18 protein-coding genes and 3 tRNA genes are annotated in these 18,651 nt (G+C 64.1%); 8 read left to right on the top strand and 13 right to left on the bottom strand.

Features of this window, described 5'->3' with window-relative positions:
• Nucleotides 1–88 precede the first annotated feature (88 nt).
• The gene (locus tag P1IM2_RS17185) at nucleotides 89–1,807 is read left to right on the top strand and encodes a DUF885 domain-containing protein (protein WP_186403254.1); all 1,719 of its coding nucleotides are present in this window, start codon (nucleotides 89–91) and stop codon (nucleotides 1,805–1,807) included.
• A 182-nt stretch (nucleotides 1,808–1,989) separates the two neighbouring features.
• Nucleotides 1,990–2,985 (top strand): glycosyltransferase, encoded by a 996-nt coding sequence (locus tag P1IM2_RS17190; RefSeq protein ID WP_186403255.1) that lies wholly within the window; start codon nucleotides 1,990–1,992, stop codon nucleotides 2,983–2,985.
• A 6-nt stretch (nucleotides 2,986–2,991) separates the two neighbouring features.
• On the opposite strand, the gene P1IM2_RS17195 is transcribed toward P1IM2_RS17190, so the two are convergent.
• Nucleotides 2,992–4,287 (bottom strand): RsmB/NOP family class I SAM-dependent RNA methyltransferase, encoded by a 1,296-nt coding sequence (locus P1IM2_RS17195; RefSeq protein WP_186403256.1) that lies wholly within the window; start codon nucleotides 4,285–4,287, stop codon nucleotides 2,992–2,994.
• A gap of 55 nt (nucleotides 4,288–4,342) precedes the next feature.
• Here P1IM2_RS17195 and P1IM2_RS17200 point away from each other — a divergent pair, with 55 nt between their 5' ends.
• The gene (locus P1IM2_RS17200; RefSeq protein ID WP_058811901.1) at nucleotides 4,343–4,552 is read left to right on the top strand and encodes a DUF1674 domain-containing protein; all 210 of its coding nucleotides are present in this window, start codon (nucleotides 4,343–4,345) and stop codon (nucleotides 4,550–4,552) included.
• Between the two features lie 21 nt (nucleotides 4,553–4,573).
• Here P1IM2_RS17200 and P1IM2_RS17205 read toward each other — a convergent pair whose 3' ends face one another.
• The 3 genes from P1IM2_RS17205 to P1IM2_RS17215 form a co-directional block, all read right to left on the bottom strand.
• Nucleotides 4,574–5,128, bottom strand: coding sequence for a cytochrome b (locus P1IM2_RS17205; protein ID WP_186403257.1), 555 nt, complete (start codon nucleotides 5,126–5,128; stop codon nucleotides 4,574–4,576).
• A 12-nt stretch (nucleotides 5,129–5,140) separates the two neighbouring features.
• Nucleotides 5,141–5,917, bottom strand: coding sequence for a SapC family protein (locus tag P1IM2_RS17210; RefSeq protein ID WP_186403258.1), 777 nt, complete (start codon nucleotides 5,915–5,917; stop codon nucleotides 5,141–5,143).
• Between the two features lie 92 nt (nucleotides 5,918–6,009).
• Nucleotides 6,010–7,452: an FAD-binding oxidoreductase gene (locus P1IM2_RS17215; RefSeq protein ID WP_186403259.1), complete on the bottom strand. Its 1,443-nt coding sequence runs from the start codon at nucleotides 7,450–7,452 to the stop codon at nucleotides 6,010–6,012.
• A 177-nt stretch (nucleotides 7,453–7,629) separates the two neighbouring features.
• On the opposite strand from P1IM2_RS17215, the gene P1IM2_RS17220 reads away from it, so the two are divergent.
• A complete protein-coding gene (locus P1IM2_RS17220) occupies nucleotides 7,630–8,160 on the top strand; it encodes a hypothetical protein (protein WP_186403260.1) in 531 nt (176 codons plus the stop codon).
• A gap of 134 nt (nucleotides 8,161–8,294) precedes the next feature.
• On the top strand, nucleotides 8,295–9,656 hold the full coding sequence (locus P1IM2_RS17225; protein ID WP_003051464.1) for a DEAD/DEAH box helicase: 1,362 nt from the start codon (nucleotides 8,295–8,297) through the stop codon (nucleotides 9,654–9,656).
• A gap of 30 nt (nucleotides 9,657–9,686) precedes the next feature.
• Here the strand turns inward: P1IM2_RS17225 and P1IM2_RS17230 are convergent, their stop codons facing one another.
• Nucleotides 9,687–10,703, bottom strand: a complete 1,017-nt coding sequence (locus P1IM2_RS17230) for an NADP-dependent oxidoreductase (RefSeq protein ID WP_186403261.1) — start codon at nucleotides 10,701–10,703, stop codon at nucleotides 9,687–9,689.
• A 90-nt stretch (nucleotides 10,704–10,793) separates the two neighbouring features.
• Here P1IM2_RS17230 and P1IM2_RS17235 point away from each other — a divergent pair.
• Nucleotides 10,794–10,869: transfer RNA gene (locus P1IM2_RS17235), tRNA-Ala, on the top strand.
• A gap of 23 nt (nucleotides 10,870–10,892) precedes the next feature.
• Here P1IM2_RS17235 and P1IM2_RS17240 read toward each other — a convergent pair.
• From P1IM2_RS17240 to cpdR, 5 genes are all read right to left on the bottom strand, one after another.
• On the bottom strand, nucleotides 10,893–11,945 hold the full coding sequence (locus P1IM2_RS17240) for an aspartyl/asparaginyl beta-hydroxylase domain-containing protein (RefSeq protein ID WP_186403262.1): 1,053 nt from the start codon (nucleotides 11,943–11,945) through the stop codon (nucleotides 10,893–10,895).
• Entirely contained in the window at nucleotides 11,942–14,251 is a 2,310-nt protein-coding gene (locus P1IM2_RS17245; RefSeq protein ID WP_186403263.1) for an ATP-dependent helicase, read from the bottom strand. Before P1IM2_RS17245 ends, P1IM2_RS17240 begins: the two co-directional genes overlap by 4 nt.
• A gap of 13 nt (nucleotides 14,252–14,264) precedes the next feature.
• Nucleotides 14,265–15,155, bottom strand: coding sequence for a Rossmann-like and DUF2520 domain-containing protein (locus P1IM2_RS17250; RefSeq protein ID WP_260834185.1), 891 nt, complete (start codon nucleotides 15,153–15,155; stop codon nucleotides 14,265–14,267).
• Nucleotides 15,156–15,230: 75 nt separating this feature from the next.
• A tRNA-Val gene (locus P1IM2_RS17255) sits at nucleotides 15,231–15,305 on the bottom strand.
• A gap of 73 nt (nucleotides 15,306–15,378) precedes the next feature.
• On the bottom strand, nucleotides 15,379–15,756 hold the full coding sequence (gene cpdR / locus P1IM2_RS17260; RefSeq protein WP_003051480.1) for a cell cycle two-component system response regulator CpdR: 378 nt from the start codon (nucleotides 15,754–15,756) through the stop codon (nucleotides 15,379–15,381).
• 151 nt (nucleotides 15,757–15,907) lie between these two features.
• Between cpdR and P1IM2_RS17265 the strand changes: the two genes are divergently transcribed.
• Nucleotides 15,908–16,783 carry an N-formylglutamate amidohydrolase gene (locus P1IM2_RS17265; RefSeq protein ID WP_260834186.1) on the top strand — a complete coding sequence of 292 codons (876 nt, stop codon included), beginning with the start codon at nucleotides 15,908–15,910 and terminating at the stop codon, nucleotides 16,781–16,783.
• Nucleotides 16,784–16,964: 181 nt separating this feature from the next.
• Here the strand turns inward: P1IM2_RS17265 and P1IM2_RS17270 are convergent.
• The 3 genes from P1IM2_RS17270 to P1IM2_RS18995 all read right to left on the bottom strand — a co-directional run bounded on the left by P1IM2_RS17270 (nucleotide 16,965) and on the right by P1IM2_RS18995 (nucleotide 17,576).
• Nucleotides 16,965–17,041, bottom strand: a tRNA-Pro gene (locus P1IM2_RS17270).
• 106 nt (nucleotides 17,042–17,147) lie between these two features.
• Nucleotides 17,148–17,342, bottom strand: coding sequence for a JAB domain-containing protein (locus P1IM2_RS18990; protein ID WP_313906826.1), 195 nt, complete (start codon nucleotides 17,340–17,342; stop codon nucleotides 17,148–17,150).
• Between the two features lie 6 nt (nucleotides 17,343–17,348).
• Nucleotides 17,349–17,576, bottom strand: coding sequence for a hypothetical protein (locus tag P1IM2_RS18995; RefSeq protein ID WP_260834187.1), 228 nt, complete (start codon nucleotides 17,574–17,576; stop codon nucleotides 17,349–17,351).
• A gap of 131 nt (nucleotides 17,577–17,707) precedes the next feature.
• On the opposite strand from P1IM2_RS18995, the gene thyA reads away from it, so the two are divergent.
• Complete coding sequence (gene thyA, locus P1IM2_RS17280) at nucleotides 17,708–18,643, top strand: thymidylate synthase (protein ID WP_260834188.1); 936 nt, start codon at nucleotides 17,708–17,710, stop codon at nucleotides 18,641–18,643.
• Nucleotides 18,644–18,651: the final 8 nt, after the last annotated feature.

Raw genomic sequence — 18,651 nt, forward strand, 5'->3', positions numbered from 1 at the left:
GCTTTGTCGCCGCCGTTCGTCGATTATCGGGTGCGGCCCGTTGGACGCGGTGGCAGACAGTCGCCATCGATCAAGGGAGACGCATCGAATGACACGTAAATTTGCCCGCTTCGGCGGCGCGGCGATGGCCGGCGCGCTGCTCGTGCTTGCCGCATGCAGCGCCGAAAAGGCGCCGCAGTCCGCCGGATCCGCCGCCAATTGGACCGAATTTCGCGACCAGTTTCTTGCCGGCTATTTCCCGTTGAATCCCAATTTCGCGGTCTATCAGGGCAAGCATGAGTTCGACGGTCAGCTTCCCGACTGGTCGGCGGAGGGATTGCAGAAGCAGATTGCTTTCCTCGAAAAGACGATCGCCGATGCCCAGGCATTCAACGGCAAGATGAGCGATGCCGAGAAATTCGAGCGCGATTATCTCGTCCATGTCGCGCAGGGGCAGCTCTTCTTTCTGAAGGACGCCGATTTCCCGCATAAAAACCCGGCCTTCTACGTCGGGCAGCTCGACCCCAACGTCTATATCTCGCGTCCCTATGCCGATCCGGCAACGCGGATGAAGGCGTTCATTTCCTACGCCGAAAAGGTTCCGGCGGCCGCTGCGCAGATCAAAGCGAATCTGAAACTGCCGATGCCCGCGACCTTCGTCAAATATGGCAGCGCCGGCTTTGGCGGCTTCGCGGACTATTACACGGGTGATGCCAAGGCCGCCTTTGCCGATGTGAAGGACCCTGCGCTGCAAAAGCAGTTCGACGAGGTTGCGGCCAAGGCGGCCGCGGCGATGAAGGATCTCGCCGCCTATGTGGCGTCGCAGCCGGGCAGCGCCGACGGCTGGGCGCTCGGCGCCGACAAATTTTCGAAGATGCTGCTCACGAACGAAGCGGTGGACACGCCGCTCGACGAACTCGAGCGGATCGGCCAGGCCGACCTCAAGCGCAATCAGGATGCATTGAAGGCGGCGTGCGCGACCTATGCCGCCGGTATGACGATCGCCGATTGCATGAAGAAGATGGGGTCCGACAAGCCCGCCGATGGTCCGGTGGCCGAGGCGCGGCGCCAGCTTCCGATGCTGCGCGCTTTCCTTGTCGAAAAGGATCTCGTGTCGATCCCGGGAACGGAACAGGCGCAGGTCGAGGAATCGCCGCCCTACAACCGCCAGAACAGCGCCTATATCGATATCCCCGGACCCTATGAGAAGGGCCTGCCGTCGGTCTATTACATCTCGCCGCCGGACCCGAGCTGGGACAAGCAGACGCAGCTCGACTTCGTACCGGGGAAGAAGGATCTGCTCTTCACCTCGGTCCATGAGGTCTGGCCGGGTCACTTCCTCAATTTCCTGCATTCGAACCGGGCGGAAAGCATCTTCGGCAAGCTGTTCGTCGGCTATGCCTTCGCCGAGGGCTGGGCACATTATACCGAGGAAATGATGTGGGACGCGGGGCTCGGCGATGGCGACCCCGAAACGCACATCGGCCAGCTTTCGAACGCGCTTCTGCGCAACTGCCGCTACCTGTCGGCGATCGGTCTTCACACCAAGGGAATGACGGTCGCGGATTCGGAAAAGCTGTTCAAGGAGCAATGCTATCAGGACGAGGGCAACGCGCGGCAGCAGGCGGCGCGCGGCACCTATGATCCGCTCTATCTCAACTACACGATGGGCAAGCTCATGATTCGCAAGCTGCGCGAGGATTGGACCAAGGGGGACAAGACGAAGTGGAAGGCCTTCCACGACGAATTCCTTTCCTACGGCGGTCCGCCGATCCCGATGGTGCGCGCGGCGATGATGAAGGAAGCGAGCCCGAAGGCGGTTTTCTGATCGCATTCAGCGCGCAAGGTGCCGGCTGACCGTTGGTTGGCCGGCACCGACCTGCCCCATTTTGGGGCTGCTCGGACATGGTTAAGCCAAATTGACGGTCTTGCTGGCCGCGGATAATGGCAAAACGATATCGTCCCAGCAGTTGCCCCATCAGCTGACTGGCTTTTTGAAAGTCGGTCCACATGTCTGCATCGCGGCTCAGTGTCGTCATGCCCATGTATAATGCGGCGCGCTTTGTCGAGGCGGCGATCGACAGTATCCTGGCCCAGACGATGGGCGATTTCGTCTTTTACATCGTCGATGACGGTTCGACCGACGCGTCGGGGGACATCGCCGCACGCAAGGCGGCAGCCGATCGGCGGATCAGGCTGATCCGTCAGTCCAATCAGGGCATCGTTGCGAGCATGAACCGCATGCTTGGGCTGGTCGAAACGCCCTTCGTGGCGCGTATGGATGCCGACGACATCTCGCTGCCCGACCGCTTCGCGCTGCAACTGGCGCATTTCGACCGGACGCCGACGCTCGGCGCGCTCGGTGGGCAATATGTCGAGATCGACAATGGCGGGCGCCGGCGGAGCGGCCATTTCCGGCAACCGGTGGGCTGCGATGACGTGCGCGCCGAACTCGAACTGCGACCCGCGGTCGCCAATCCGACTGTGATGTTCCGCACCGATGCGTTGCGAAAGGCCGGGCTCTACCGTCCAGCGTTCGGCTATTGTGAGGATTACGACCTCTTCCTGCGTCTTTCCGAGATTGCCGACATCGACAATCTGCCGGAAACGCTGCTGCTCTATCGCCGATCGCCGGAACAGATGAGTGTCGCCAACAACGCGCAGCAGACCGAACAGGCCGCCTATGCCCGGCTCGCGCATCTGGTGCGCAAGACGGGCGCCGCCGATCCCTTTCGCGATATGGAGCGGTTGCCGCCGCTCGCCGATCTCGATGCGCTGCTCAAAAAGCCCGGCATCGGACGCATGGTGGAGACCGATATCATCGCCGCGCGCCGCTATGCTGTCGCCAGCATGGCCGACAGCGAGTTCGTCGACTATTGCAAGCGGCTGGCGAGCGGCGTGCGGCTGGAGGCCGCGACCCGTACGGTCGTGCGCTGCCTCGTCAATCGGCGCGTCGATCGGGCGTTCCGCTTGGCGAGTTCGCTCGTCGCCGGGGTTTTCGTCTGACGCGGGTCAGGTTGACGGCGCGCGCAGCCGCGCAACGAAAAAGCCGTCGAGCCCGCCCACATTGGCCAGCATTCCCGGTAATGTGCGAACGCAGCCCATGGCATCCGGTGACACGCCCTGCGGCAATTCGTCAGGCCGTACGGGGGCGATCTGCCATGCCGGATGGGCGTCCAGAAACGCCTTGATCTGCTCCTCACCCTCGGCGCGCTCCAGCGAGCAGGTCGCATATACGAGCGACCCGCCCGGCTTGACCCAACCGGCGGCGCGCGCGAGCAACTCGCCTTGCAGCGCGGCAAGCTCGTCGATCTGCCGGTCTTCGATGCGGTGCAGCACATCGGGATGGCGGCGGAAAATGCCGGTTGCCGAACAGGGGGCGTCGAGCAGCACGGCATCGGCCTGTGCGTCCGGCTCCCAGCGCCGGATGTCGGCCTGAACGATCTCCGCGGTCTGCTGCGTCCGGCGCAGATTGTCGGTCAGTCGTTCGAGCCGGCGCGCGCTGGTGTCGACGGCCGTCACCGCCCAGCCCGCCGCGGCGAGCTGCATCGTCTTTCCGCCCGGCGCGGCGCACAAGTCGAACACCGACCGGCCATTGCCCTGACCAAGCAGACGGGCCGGGATGCTGGCGGCAAGATCCTGCACCCACCAGCCGCCATCGCGGAAGCCGGGCAGGTCTTCGACCGCGCTGCCCCGCGCCAGCCGATAATGGCGCGGCGCGAGCGATCGGGCTTCGGCCCATCCCGCGGCGTCGGGCTCGGCTGCAAAGCTCAGGTCGATCGGCGGCGGTGCGCTCCAGCCATGTTCGGCCGCGGCAACCGTCTCGGCGCCCCAGGCATCGTGCCAGCGCGCCGCCGTCGCGGGCGGCAGGCTCGCGCGCTCGGGTAGTTTCCACGCGTCTTGTTGTGCGCGCGACAGAAGCGCGTGAACCAGTCGCCGCGGCCCACCCGGTACGAGCGGCAGCGCGGTGGCAACCACCGCATGCGGCGGGCTGCCGAGCGCGAGCAATTGGGCGAGCGCGAGCCGCAGCACGGCGCGCGACTTCACGTCCTCGGGTAGCGGCTGGGGCGTTGCGCTATCTATCAGCGCGTCGATGTCGACCATCCAGCGCAGCGTTTCCGATGCGATGGCAATGGCGAAGGCCCGATCGGACGGCGGGAGGCCCTGCGTGGCGGCATGCGCCGCGATGTCGAGCGCTTCACCGCGGCGCAGCACTGCGTCGAGCAGGCGCAGCGCGGCGCGGCGTGGCGCGGTGCCGGCGGGCTCACTTTCGCCGCCTCGTGACCGGCGCCCGCGGCGCTCGGGCATTTTCCGTCGGCTATCATTGGCGTTCTTCATCACTAAGTCCTATATCGGATTCATCATGGCGCACGACCCTCAATCCGACCACATCGGCGGCACCCCCCGCGCGACCAAGCGTCCGGGCGATGTCAAACCGCCCGCAAACTGGACCAACGAACCGCTGCCCAAGCCGCAACCGATTGTCGAAGATGCCGCGGAGGCGCAGCCCGGCGGCCGCAACCCGGTACGCTATGGCGACTGGGAATTGAAGGGTCTGGCGATCGACTTCTGATCGACCGCCAAGCGGCATGGATCAGAAGGGGTTCATCCGGCCCATCAGGCGCGTGCGGTCGACATATTGATGCTTCAGCACCGCCAATATGTGGATGACGACGAGCACGAGCATGGTGATGCCCAGCAGTTCGTGTCGTTCGTGCAGCGTGTCGGCGAGCGCCTTTGACGGCGCGGCGATCGACGGAACGGTGAACAATCCGAAGAAGTCGATCGGCCGATCGGCGGCGGACATCCAGACCCAGCCCGACAGCGGCAGCAGGATCAGCAGCAGATAGAACAGGAAATGCAGGATATTGCTGACCGGACGCTGCCATGCGGGCGTTCCGGCGGGAAGCGGCGGAGGCTTGTGCCCGAGGCGCCACAATAGGCGCAGCGCGGTCAGCACGAGGATCGTTATCCCCAGCGCCTTGTGGATGTTCATCGCTTCACGATGCGCTTCGCGCGGAAGACCTTCGGTCAGCATTGCAAGGCCGATATTGATGATGACCGAAAGGCCGATCAGCCAATGCAGCCATATGGCCACCTTCGTATAGCGCGGGTCGGCGGTCGATCCGGCATCGGCGAGGGTGGCCATATCGCGTTCTCCTTAGGCGACGGGGGCGTCCGTCATTGCCGGCACCTTGCCAGCTTTTACCTGTTCGGCAAAGATGTCGCGCATCAGCTGGAGCGAAAGCAGGTGCGCATAGATGAGCGGCAACGTGCCGTTCTGCATCAGCTTGCGCAGCACATCGCCGCGCAGTTCGCGCAGCTTGTTTTCATCGACCATCTGGAAACCGCGATAGACGAAGGGCTTGTCCGAACCGTCGGGCTGGATGGCGACTTCGCCGTCCATCAGAAGGTCGGCTTTTTTGAGTTCGTCGACCAACATGCCGGTGCGCTGCCCGGCTTCTTCGAAGTTGCGGCAGAAATCGAGTACGGCTTTGGTCTGCTCGCTCGGCTGGCCGTCAGCGAACAGGGCGTCGCCCTCGTCGAACTTGCCGACCGCGCCAGAGGTCGGGTCGAAGCAGAGCGACAATTCTTCGCTGCCCGGGTTGAGGCGCGCGAGAAGGAAGGGGTAGCGGCGAATATAGGCCGGAACATAAACCGGATTCTTCAGCTTGCCTTCGTCGTCGACGAAGACGTTGACGCCTTCGTTGAGGCCCATGAGCGCCAGCGGAACCGGATTGTCGCCAGCCGAAAAGATGATCGGAAAGAAGCGGCAAGCCGAGGTGAATTCGTCGGCGGTCAGCGGAATCGCATGCTGGCCGACGAGAAACTTCGCTTCGGCGAGCGGGCGGGCACGGAAATCGGCATGGTCGACGCTCGAAAGCGGGACGATGTCGCCATAGAAAAGCGGCAGGTTGTTGGCGGGCGCAGTGGCCATGGTGAAACTCCGGATTGGCGCCCCCAAAGGGATCGAGGACGAAAGGAATAATCGCGCGCCTTATTGGCAGGCGCGGCGCGGCGCAAGGGGCGTTAGGCCAAGGGCGCCTTCTGGGCGACCAACTTGCCGGGATTGAATAGCCCCAGCGGATCGAGTCCGTCTTTGACCGCACGCAGCGCGGCGAGGCGGGCGGGGCTGTCGAGTTCGGCGAGCATCTCGCGCTTCATCTGCCCGATACCATGTTCGGCCGAGATCGAGCCGCCGAGTTCGAGAACGTGGGTGTAGACGATCCGGCTTGCGTCCTCGCCGTGCGCCGCGAGCCATGCACGCCCATCGACGCCGGCTGGTGGTTGAACATGATGGTGGACGTTTCCGTCGCCGAGATGGCCGAAGGACAATGCCCGCGTGCCCGGAAATGCGGCATCGAGGCGCGCGGGGTTTTCCGCAATGAACTGCGGCATCCGGTCGACGGGAACGCTGACGTCATGCTGGAGGGCGGGGCCTTCGGCGCGCTCGGCCTCCGAGATCGAATCGCGCAGGCGCCAGAATTGCTCGCTTTCGCTTCCGTTCTTGGCAATCGTGACGTCACGGATCAGCCCGTCTTCAAGCGCCTTTGCAAGCGATGATTCCAGCGCCTCGGTCAACGCATCGCCATCGTCACCGGCCAGCTCGACGAGCGCATACCAGGGATCGGAGGCAGCGAGCGGCGCGCGGGTCTGCGGAATATGGCGCAGCACCGCTTGCAGGCAGGCGTCGGGGATGAGTTCAAAGCCTTCGAGCGTGCGACCGAGCGCGGCGTCGAGCCGGCGCAGGAGGCGCAGCGCATCGTCGGGCGAAGCAAGGCCGATCCACGCGGTGCCGCGCGCGGCGGCGGCGGGGACGAGGCGCAGCGTCGCGGCGGTGACGACGCCGATCGTGCCCTCGGCGCCGCAGAACAGATGCCGCAGGTCATAGCCTCGATTATCCTTCTTGAGCGGGGCCAGCGCGTCGAGAAGCTCGCCGTCGGGCAGAACGGCCTCGACGCCTTCGACCAGCGCCCGCATCGTTCCGAACCGCAACACCTGCGTTCCGCCGGCATTGGTCGAAACCAGCCCGCCGACCGTCGCCGACCCCTTGCCGCCGAGGGTCAAGGGAAAGCGCAGTCCGTGCGCAAGGGCTGCGCCATGCAGGTGTTCTAGCACGACCCCCGCTTCGACGATCGCCAATCCGGCGGCGACGTCGATATCACGGATCCGGTTCATGCGCCGCAGGCTGAGCAGAAGCTGGTTGCCCGTCGCGTCGGGTGTTGCGCCGCCGACCATGCCGCTGTTTCCGCCTTGCGGGACGATGGCAACCTGCTCCGCGGCGCAGAGCCTGACGACTGCGGCGACCTCGTCACGATTGGCCGGGGAAAGCATGGCGGCCGCTTGGCCTCGATAACGGCCGCGCCAATCCGTGAGCCAGGGTGCCATATCATCGGGATCGCGGGTGAACCCCTTGGGGCCCAGCAGATCGGCGAGGCGGTTGAGCAGGTCGGCGGAGGGCGGTTGGGTCATGCAGGGCGTCTCGTTGGGGCGCGGGCGCGCAATAGGAGTCGACATCAATTCATTTGCTGTTCAATCATGGTCGTTAAAGGGTTGGCATATGAATTGCCACCTTGTGGGGCTTTGCAGCGAACGGGAGTATCGGGTGAACGCCATGGCCTGGCACAGTGATGCGGAGCGCGCGCATCCATGGTGACGGCGCTGGCCCTGCTGGTCGCGGCGGCTGCGCCCGCGTCGGACGTGCACATCGCGGCAACGTTGCCGCCGGTCGAGGCGTCGTTGCCCGCCATTGCCCCCCCTGATGCCGGCTTTTTCCAGGTGGTGATCGAGCAGCAGATCATCATCCGTGTTCCGGCACAGCGTAGTCCAATCAATAATTTCTCAGCCCCCGCGCCGCCGCCACCGCCCGTTCGTCCGCGCGAAGCGCAGGTGATCTGGAAGGAAAAGAAGGGGCCGCGCTGCGTCGCGATGAAGAACATCGTGCGGATGGAGGCGGTGCAGCGCGACAGCATCGATCTGATCACCCGCCAGAAGCAGTTGCTGCGTGCCCAGTTGAACCGCGGCTGCCGGGCGCTCGACTTCTATGCCGGCTTCTACATGAAGGGAAACAAGGACGGGCAGCTGTGCAAAGGCCGTGACGAAATCCATGCGCGGACCGGCGCAAAGTGCGAGGTAGACGAGTTTCGCTTGCTCGTCCCGGTGGCGCGCGACGACGACTGAGCGGGGCGGCGCGCGATTTTTCGGCCAGATCGGTCGGCTTTTCTTGACTTTTCACCGCCACTTCCCCTAGGGGCGCGGCAGCAACGGCTGGCGTGGGAAGCCGTGCTACAACATTTTCCGGACATGATGACCTTATGAAATTTGCCGACATCGGCCTTTCCGACGAACTTTTGCGCGCTGTGACCGAAGCGGGCTATGACGAACCGACACCGATCCAGGCGGGCGCCATCCCTTCGGTTCTGATGATGCGCGACATTATCGGCATCGCGCAAACGGGCACCGGCAAGACCGCGTCCTTCGTGCTGCCGATGATCGACATTCTGGCGCATGGCCGCGCCCGCGCGCTGATGCCGCGCTCGCTGATCCTCGAACCGACGCGCGAACTTGCGGCGCAGGTGGCCGAGAATTTCGAAAAATACGGCAAATATCACAAGCTTTCGATGGCGTTGCTCATCGGCGGCGTCCAGATGGGCGATCAGATCAAGGCGCTCGAACGGGGCGTCGATGTGCTGATCGCGACGCCGGGCCGCCTGATGGACCTGTTCGAGCGCGGGAAGATATTGCTCACCGGCTGCGACCTCCTCGTCATCGACGAGGCCGACCGGATGCTCGACATGGGCTTCATTCCGGACATCGAAAATATCTGCACCAAGCTGCCGGCGAATCGCCAGACCTTGCTCTTTTCGGCGACGATGCCGCCGCCGATCAAGAAGCTCGCCGACAAATTCCTGTCGAATCCCAAGACGATCGAAGTCGCGCGGCCTGCGAGCACCAACGTCAATATTACCGAGTTCCTTGTCAAGACCAGCGAGCGCGGCAAGCGCGAAACGCTGCGCGGGCTGCTCGAGGAAGAGGATATCAGCACCGCGATCATCTTCTGCAATCGCAAGACGACCGTGCGTGAGCTAGCCAAATCGCTCCAGCGCTACCGCTATCGCGCGGGCGAGATCCATGGTGACATGGATCAGTCGAGCCGCATTGCCGAACTCGATCGCTTCAAAAAAGGCGACATCAACATCCTCGTCGCGTCCGACGTCGCGGCGCGCGGTCTCGATGTGAAGGGCGTCAGCCACGTGTTCAACTTCGACGCGCCTTGGCATCCCGACGACTATGTCCACCGCATCGGACGTACAGGGCGGGCAGGGGCGAAGGGCCGGGCCTTCACGCTCGTCAGCCCATCCGATGCGGAGGCGGTTGACAACATCCAGAAGCTGACCGGCCACAAGATCGATATCTTTGCGGGCGGCGAGCGTCAGGAACCCACCGAAGAGATTGAGGAAAAGCAACCGCCGCAAGCGAAGAAGAGCCGGCGCGGCGGTGCGAAGCCGAAATCGAAGGACGATGCGCCCCGCGCGGAATCCAAAAGCAGCGCATCCAGGCGCCCCGAACGCAAGACGCCCGATGCGCCGCGCCAGAAGCCGGTTCGCGACGACGAACCCGACGACGGCTGGAACGGCCCGATGCCGGGCTTCCTTTCGGTCGGTTTCGGTAGCTAAAACCGGGCCCGGATCGGCAGTGCGTTCGCGTCAGACGCGGACGAGCATCTTTCCGATATTCTCGCCGGAAAACAAACCAAGGAACGCGTCGGGCGCGGCTTCGACCCCGTCGCGCACCGTTTCGCGCATCGTCACCGCGCCGCTCGCGATCAGCCCTGCCATGTCGGCGTAGAATTCTTCCATGCAGTCGAAGAACTGGTCGGTATAGATAAAGCCCTCCATGCGGATACGCGCCGGGATCGTCCGGATCAGGTGGCGCATTTCCTGGGGCTTTCCGTCATTATAGACGTCGATCATGCCGCAGATGGCAAAGCGGGCGAAATCATTGGCGACCGCGAAGGCCGCGTCGAGATGATCGCCGCCGACATTGTCGAAATAGACGTCGACGCCGCTTTTGCCGAGACCGTCCAGCGCTTCGGTGAGCGCGGGGACAAGCGGGCCCGCCTTGTAATCCACAACGGCATCGGCTCCCATATCCTTGACCCAGGCACATTTTTCTGCGCCGCCGGCGGAGCCGATAACCGTCATCTCGCGCGCCTTGGCGATCTGGACCACCGCCGAGCCAACGGCGCCTGCGGCGGCGGACACGAAAACCGTGTCGCCGGGCTTTGCCGCTGCAATGCGGAGAAGGCCGATCCACGCGGTGCCCCCGGTCAGCCCCATATTGTGAAGAAAAGTCTGGGGCGGCATGCCAGCGGCAAGCAGATCGGCAGGCAGCTTGGTCGGCGTCATCTCCAGCCCGATGGTTCCGCCGTCGCGCCAGCCGCCCATGTGCAGGATGATGTCGCCTGGCGCAAAGCCGTCCATTGCACTTTCGACGACTTCGCCGATCGCCCCGCCGGTCATCGGCTGGTCTAGCTGGAAGGAGGCGGCGTAGCTTTTGGCATCGTTCATCCGGCCGCGCATATAGGGGTCGACCGACAGCCAGTGATTGCGCACGCGAAGCTGATCGGTTTCTAGCGGCAGATCGGGAAGCGCGTGCAGCGCAAAATCGTCGATCGTCGGCAATCCTTGCGGACGACGCACCAGATGCCATGCCTTCGCCATCGATTGTTCCCCCAATTATCCGAAGATATTTCCTATCGTCAGAAAAGCCGTTGCCAGTGTCAACCAGTCCCGTTAAGAGCGCCCCGTCGCGGGGCCGTAGCTCAGATGGGAGAGCGCTGCAATCGCACTGCAGAGGTCAGGGGTTCGATTCCCCTCGGCTCCACCAGCGACCTTTCTTTAATTTCTGGATCAGTGGCCGTCGCCATAAGCGTCGATGGCGGCAAACAGCGTCGTCAACTGCTCGCGTTCATTGGCATCGATGTCGGGACGCCATATCTCGAATAACAGCACGGTGCGGTCGCTGGTGCCGCGATTCCATGCTTCATGTTCAAAGCTGTCATCGAAGATCATCAGTTCACCTTCGCGCCATGCGCGCGTTTCGGCGCCGACGCGGATGCCGCAGCCATCGGGCACTACGAGTGGCAGATGGCAAATAAGCCGAGTATTAAGCAGCCCGTGATGTGGCGCAATGTGGGTTCCGGGTTTGAGACGGGAAAACAACGCTATGGGTGCACGTCCCGGAATCACTGGCTGCGGGGCGAGCGCCAGCGTCGCGAGCGTTTGCGGGCACAAGCGATCCATGTCGCTTGCAATCTCACCACTTTGCCACAGCCAGGCCGCTCCCCAGTCCGGCTTGTCCAGCAATGGATTGTTAGGCGGAGGTCGATCGGGGTTGGCCGCGACATAGGGCGAAAAATGCTCGCCCGGATCGTTCAACAAGGCTTGCAGTTCGTCGCGGATGGCGGCGGTGGACGCCTCCACTTCGGGAACCCAATCAAATTCCGACCGATCAAAAAATGCCCGCTGCGCAAGGCCGGGGAAGTAGAACATATTAGGCTGCTGTTGATACAGCGGTTGTTCGCCCGATAATAGTCGCAGAGCCTCGGCTACACGCGGGGTCGCGGTGCGTTGGTCGAGTCCGGCGGCGCGAAGGCGGTTGAACAGGTGGTCGGCCAGAACATTGTCGACATCGGACAAATATTGCTCCGCTCTTTGCAACGAAGGGTGCAGCGCAGGATGCACGTCCCGAGCCTGGGCCGCGGTTGCCAGCGCCAAGCGGTAGAAGCTGCTGGCGGCACGCTCGTCATTGAGCCGACGCTTGAGTTCCGCCATCGCGATCAGCGCCGCGATGTTGGTCCGATCCGCTCGAATGAGCGCGTCGAGCGCCGCTGCTTCGGCGGCTGAATCGCCCCTGCCATGGGCTTCGCGTGCTTTGCGCAGCCATTCATCCTTGGTTGTCATGCCGCCCTCACAAAGCCGTCGAGCACCCGCTTCGCGCCCGCCTGCTCGAATTCGACCTCCAGCTTGTTGCCGTCGATGTCGATGATTTCGCCATAGCCGAATTTTTCGTGGAACACGCGCATACCGATGGCGAGGTCGGCGCGCGGCTTGGCCCCTACCGACGCAGCGGGCGCTCGCTCGGAGGGCGCCGGCGCGCGGGTGACAGTCGATGATTGCGCGATCGCGCGCTGCCACGCCGGGCCGCGCGTCATGGTGCGGGCCGGCTGGCGCTCGGCAACATGCGCAAAAGGATCGCCCTGTGCCGACCAGTTGGCCCGCCAAAGGCTCTGGCCGCCGCCGAAGCTGTTCTCGCTTGCCACATGCTCGGGCGGGATTTCGCCGATAAAGCGGCTGGGGATGCTGCTCATCCACTGTCCGTAGATGCGCCGGTTCGCGGCATGATAGATGCTGGCGCGCTGACGGGCGCGGGTGATCGCGACATAGGCCAGCCGGCGCTCTTCCTCCAGACTCGCTGTCCCGCCTTCGTCCATCGCGCGTTGCGACGGAAAGACCCCGTCCTCCCATCCGGCGAGGAAGACATGATCGAATTCGAGGCCCTTGGCGGCATGGATCGTCATGATCGTCACCGTTTCGGTCTGGTCGTCATTGTCGCGGTCCATCACCAGGCTGACATGCTCGAGAAAGGCTTCGAGCGAGTCATATTCTTCCATCGCGCGAACGAGTTCGGAGAGGTTTTCAAGCCGCCCCGCCGCCTCGGCGCTGCGATCGGCCTGAAGCATCGCGGTATAGCCCGATTCGTCTAGGATGAGCTGCGTCAGCTCGGGGTGCGACAGCTCGCCCGCCTTCGATCGCCAGCCGCGCATCATCGCAACGAAATTGGCGAGCTGGCGCCGCGCCTGCGGAGTCAGCTCGTCGGTTTCGGTAATCCGTGACGCCGCATGAAACAGCGGGGTCCGGTCGATCCGCGCGAACTGGTGGATCCGCGCCACCGCCTTGTCGCCCAATCCGCGCTTCGGGACATTGACGATCCGCTCGAACGCCAGATCGTCGGCGGGCGACTGGACGAGGCGCAAATAGGCGAGCGCATCGCGAATTTCGGCGCGCTCATAGAAGCGGAAGCCGCCGACGATGCGATAGGGCATGCCGATCGCGATGAAGCGATCCTCGAATTCGCGGGTCTGGAACTGCGCGCGGACGAGGATGGCGGCGCGGTCGAGCGAGACACGCCGGCGTTGCAAATCTTCCAGTTCCTCGCCGATCCGCCGCGCTTCTTCGGGGCCGTCCCACACGCCGACGACGCGCACCTTGTCGCCCGCATCGAGTTCGGTCCACAGCGTCTTGCCGAGGCGGTCGCTGTTCTGCGCAATCAGCGCCGACGCGGCCGCCAATATCTGCGGGGTCGATCGGTAATTCTGCTCGAGCCGGATTACCGTCGCGCCGGGAAAGTCCTTTTCGAAGCGCAGGATGTTCGCGACCTCGGCGCCGCGCCACGAATAGATCGACTGGTCGTCGTCGCCGACGCAGCAGATATTCTTGCGCGCCTGGGCCAGCAGCCGCAGCCAGAGATACTGGCTGGCGTTGGTATCCTGATATTCATCGACGAGGATATATTTGAAGCGCTGCTGATAATATTCGAGCACATCGCGGCGATTTTTCAGGATCACCAGCATGTGTAGCAGCAGGTCGCCGAAATCGCAGGCGTTGAGCGTCTTCAGCCGCGCCTGATACAGCGCATAGAAATGGCCGCCCTTGCCGTCAGCATAGGCTTCCTTGTCGCCTGCATCGAGGTCGGGCGGCGTCAGGCCGCGGTTTTTCCACTTGTCGATCAGCGCCGCGAGCTGGCGCGCCGGCCAGCGCTTTTCATCGAGTCCCTCGGCCAAGATGATCTGCTTGAGCACGCGAAGCTGGTCGTCGGTGTCGAGGATGGTGAAATTGCTTTGCAGGCCGACGAGTTCGGCGTGACGGCGCAGCATTTTCGCGCAGATGCTGTGAAAGGTGCCCAGCCAGGGCATGCCCTCGACCGCGTCGCCGATCATCCGCCCGATGCGTTCGCGCATCTCGCGCGCCGCCCTGTTGGTGAAGGTGACGGCCAGGATTTCCGACGGCCAGGCGCGCCGCGTCGCGATGATATGCGCCAGCCGCGCCGTCAGTGCGGCGGTCTTGCCCGTGCCGGCTCCGGCGAGCATCAGCACCGGCCCTTCGGTGGTGAGAACGGCCTGCCGCTGCGGGCCGTTCAGGCCGTGCAGATAGGGCGGGTCCGACGGCGAGGGCGGTGGCAATTCGGGGAGGGATGAGGGGGTATCCATTATGCGCGAACGATTAGGGAACAGCGCCGCTGCTGTCCAGTGCGCGGCGCAGCGCTGCGTCGGGCCGTGCGCCCTCGTGTTCGAGCCGGTCTATCGTGGCAACCGCCATGGCCCGATATGCGGCGACAAGGTCGGGATCATGCGCGGCAAGCGCCGCAACATGATCACGGATCGTCTGAACGTCGCCGCGCAGCAACGGTCCCGAAAGGGCACCGAACCCGCGGTCGCGGCTGTTGTCCAGAGCAGCCTGCACCAGCGGCGCGAGCAGCGCGCGCGGCGCGTCGACTCCCGCGCGTTCAAGAGCCTGCGCGGCATCGGCAATCAGTGTCACGAGATGGTTCGACGCGTGGCAGAGCGCCGCGTGATAAAGCGCGCGGCGCTCTTCGGGAATTTCGACCGCAACACCGCCGAGCAGGCCGACGACCCGCTTGGCATGCACGGCTGCGTTGGCACTCGATCCGGTGATCGCAAAACGGGCGCCCGCCATCCGCGCGACTTCGCCCGGCGGGTTGCCGGTGAAGGTCATCGCCGGATGGATAGCGGCCGTCAGCCAACCCGCATCGCGCAGCGGCGCCAGAGGCGCGGCTCCGCTGCGGCCGCTGACGTGGAAAACGAAATGCGAGGGCGGCGTCTTGGATGCTTCGGCCGCCAACGTGGCCACGATGCCGGAAAGGGCGTCATCGGCAACGGCGATCGCAATCGCATCGCATGTTTGGACGAGTGCCCCAAGGGTGGGGGTGGTTTCGATGCCATCGACTTGCCGCTCCGCTTCGGCCAGTTGCGCGGGCGAACGTCCCCATAGCAAGGGCGGTTCGTGCGACGCGGGCTTCAGTCCGAGCGCCAAGGCGCGCGCCACGCGGCCCGAGCCTACGATTCCGATCCGCCGAAATATGTCGATGTTCATGATGTCTACGATACGGCAGATCATGGTCTGCCACCACCCGGCGAAGGGATCAGGGCCAATCGAAAGGGAGGAAAATGGTGGGCGTGGCAAGGATTGAACTTGCGACCCCTGCGATGTCAACACAGTGCTCTACCACTGAGCTACACGCCCACACGTTTTGGGGTGACGCGCCCCTTAAAGGGCTCGGCGCAGGCTGGCAAGCCCTTCGCGCGCAAAGTTGAAATTATTGTTGGTTGCTGCGATCGGCACGGCCGAAAAGCATGTCGACCTCGCGCACCAGATCCTTGAGGTGAAAGGGCTTGGACAGCAGCTTGGCTTGCGGGACATTCTCTTCGGCGCGCAGCGATACCGCCGCGAATCCGGTGATGAACATCACCTGCGTTTGCGGCGCCGCCTTTGCGGTGTGCTGCGCCAGCTCGATACCATCCATTTCGGGCATCACGATATCGGAGAGGAGCAGGTCGAAGGTGCCCGAATCGATATAGGGGACCGCTTCGGTCCCGCGGTCGACCGCGGTCACATGATAACCCGCGCCGGTCAGCGCCCGCGCCAGATATTCGCGCATCACATCATCATCTTCGGCGAGCAAGATGCGGATCATCGTAAAATTCTGCCCCTGTCTTCCGGCTGCGCCCGATCGCGTAATCGCGCGTACCGCACCCCTCGAATGAAACTGTGTCATAGCGGGAGAGATTTAACAAATTCCCGCGTCGCTGGATTCGTCGGCGCTTTTTTGCCACCCTCTCTCATCGATGCCGCACCGCACCCTTCCGCCCGCCGCAATCGCGGTCCAACGTCCCGACGCGCCAGGCTCCGTCGTGGTGTCGATCCCGCATGCCGGGCGCCTCTATCCCCCTGAAATACTTGCAGCGGCGCGCGTGCCGATCGCCGATCTCGAGCGGCTGGAGGATCGCTGGTGCGATGTCATCGCGGCGGGTGCGGTCGAGGCCGGCGCGACGGTGGTGCAGGCGCTGTGGGCGCGCGCAGTCGCCGATTGCAATCGCGGCGAGGGGCAGATGGCGCCCGCCGAGGTCGCAGTGCCGCTTCGCGCACAATTTTCGGCGCCGGGCCGCAAGGAGCGCGCCGGGCTGGGCGTCGTGCCGACGCGGCTCGCCGACTGCGGGACATTGTGGAAACGTCCGATCGACCGGGCCGCGCTGCACTGGCGTCTCGAATCGCTGCATCGGCCCTATCATGCAGCAATTGCCGAAGAACTCGCTGCGGCGCGTGATCGCTTCGGCCACGCCATTCTGATCGACCTGCACAGCATGCCTTCGATTCCGTCCGGACAGCCAGGTCATGGGGCGCGCATCGTGATCGGCGATCGCTTCGGCACATCGGCGGGCGAGTGGCTATCCGACCTGCTTCTCGACAGTGCCGCACGGCTCGGCGTCGCCGTGACGCGCAACCAGCCCTATGCGGGTGGGCATATCGTGCGCACGCACGGGCGACCGCTGGCGGGCATCCATGCGGTTCAGATCGAAATCGACCGGAGCCTCTATCTGCACCCCGACAAGAGCGTCGATGCGGCCCGTTCGGGCGCGCTTGCACGCTGGTTCGCCGGCCTGATCGATGCGGCGGGGCAGATGCGTCCCGATGGCGACATGCTGCCGCTGGCCGCCGAATAAAAAACCACCTCGTACCGGAGTACGAGGTGGCCAGGGTCCAGGGAGGACGCACCCACGTCCGCTAGGACGAGGCGCTCGCCGCGATGGAAAGGGGGAAAACCATGGCGGCGTAGGATCAATTTAGGATGGGTCGCGACGCGTTACAAGACGCGTCTGTGCAAAATCTGCAGCAATGCGAAACTGGTCGGGGAGAGAGGATTCGAACCTCCGGCCCCTGCCTCCCGAAGACAGTGCTCTACCAGGCTGAGCTACTCCCCGACCGATCTCTGGCGCCGGCGGACCGGCGCGAGGGCAGGGCGGTCCTCTAGACGCGCCTTTTCGGAACTTCAAGCGCCAATCGGCAGCTTTGGCGAGATTCGCCGATTTAGAGCAATTGCGCGCGGCGAAAGCTGAAATGGCCATGATCGACGAAGATCAGATGATCGGTCAAATCGACGGCGATTCGGCGGAGAAAATCCATCGCCTCGCCGGTTGCGGCCAGATCGGCTTCGCTCGGGTAGGCGCAGCCCGACGGGTGATTATGCGCCATCAGCACGGTCGCGGCGCCCCGGCCGATCAGCCGGTGTCAGCAGGCGGGTGCTATCGTGCAGCGGCGGTCGATACCGCCTTCGCAGCATTCGATCCGCATCAGGCGTCCGAAGCCGTCGAATCCGGCGAGGATCAACCGCTCGCGGTCGGCGGGAAACTCGGCGCGCAGCAGATCGCGGGCAACCGCATCCTCCGCGTCGCGATCGACGAAGCCGCTCAGCGTCGGGCCGTCGAAAGGGCGGGCAGGAGGGAAAGCGAGCGCCATTGCCGAAATCTGCGCTCCAGGGCCGTGCGCGCCAAGCCGGGACTGGGCCGAAACGATGCGAGGTCGGGCGGGGCGCTTGCGGGCCGCGTCGCTGCCGCCTAGCAAAGAGGCCGCAATGCCGGGAGCGAGTCTTGTCCGAATCCATCCATTATGAACTTCAATATCTCGACCTTATGCGTCGGATATGGACCGAAGGCGACGAACGCGTCGACCGCACCGGGGTCGGGACGCGCTCGCTATTCGGCGAGACGATGCGCTTTTCGCTGCGCGACGATGCCATTCCCTTGCTCACAACCAAGCGCGTCTACTGGAAAACGGCACTACGCGAGCTGTTGTGGTTCCTGACCGGCGACACCAATATCCGACCGCTCGTTGCGCAGGGCGTCCGCATCTGGACCGACTGGCCGCTCGAGAAATATCGCCGCGCGACGGGCGAGGAGATCGACGCCGAAGCGTTCGAGGCGCGGATCGTCGCCGATCCTGATTTCGCGGCGGCGTGGGGCGATTTGGGGCCGGTCTACGGTCATCAGTGGGTCAATTGGCCGCGCTATGAGCCGGCGGGCGAGGGCCTGTTCCGCCGCGCGGAACAGGGGCACAACCAGATCGCCGCGCTGATCGACTCGCTCCGCAACAACCCCGGATCGCGCCGGCATATCTTCACCGGCTGGAATGTCGCCGATCTCGACCGCATGGCGCTGCCGCCCTGTCACATGACCTATCAGTTTCATGTGCGGCGCGACGGCGGACTGTCGTGCCTTCTGTTCCAGCGGTCGTGCGACCTCGGCCTGGGTTTTGCCTTCAACATATTCGAAGCCGCGCTGCTGACGCGGATGGTTGCGGCGCAATGCGGCCTTCATGCCCATGAACTGGTGTGGACCGGCGGCGACGTCCATCTTTACCTCAATCACGCAGAGCTTGTGGAGCAGCAGCTTCGGCGCGTTCCATCGGGCGCACCGCGATTGCGCATCCTTCGGCAGGCTTCGAGCATTTTCGATTATGCGTTCGACGATTTCGCGGTCGAGAATTACGCCCCGCAGGCGCACATTTCCGCGCCCGTCGCGGTCTGAGAGGCCGA

The sequence above is a fragment of the Sphingopyxis sp. P1IMeth2 genome (genome assembly GCF_900185685.1).
In the GTDB taxonomy this organism is placed as follows: Bacteria; Pseudomonadota; Alphaproteobacteria; order Sphingomonadales; family Sphingomonadaceae; genus Sphingopyxis; species Sphingopyxis terrae_A.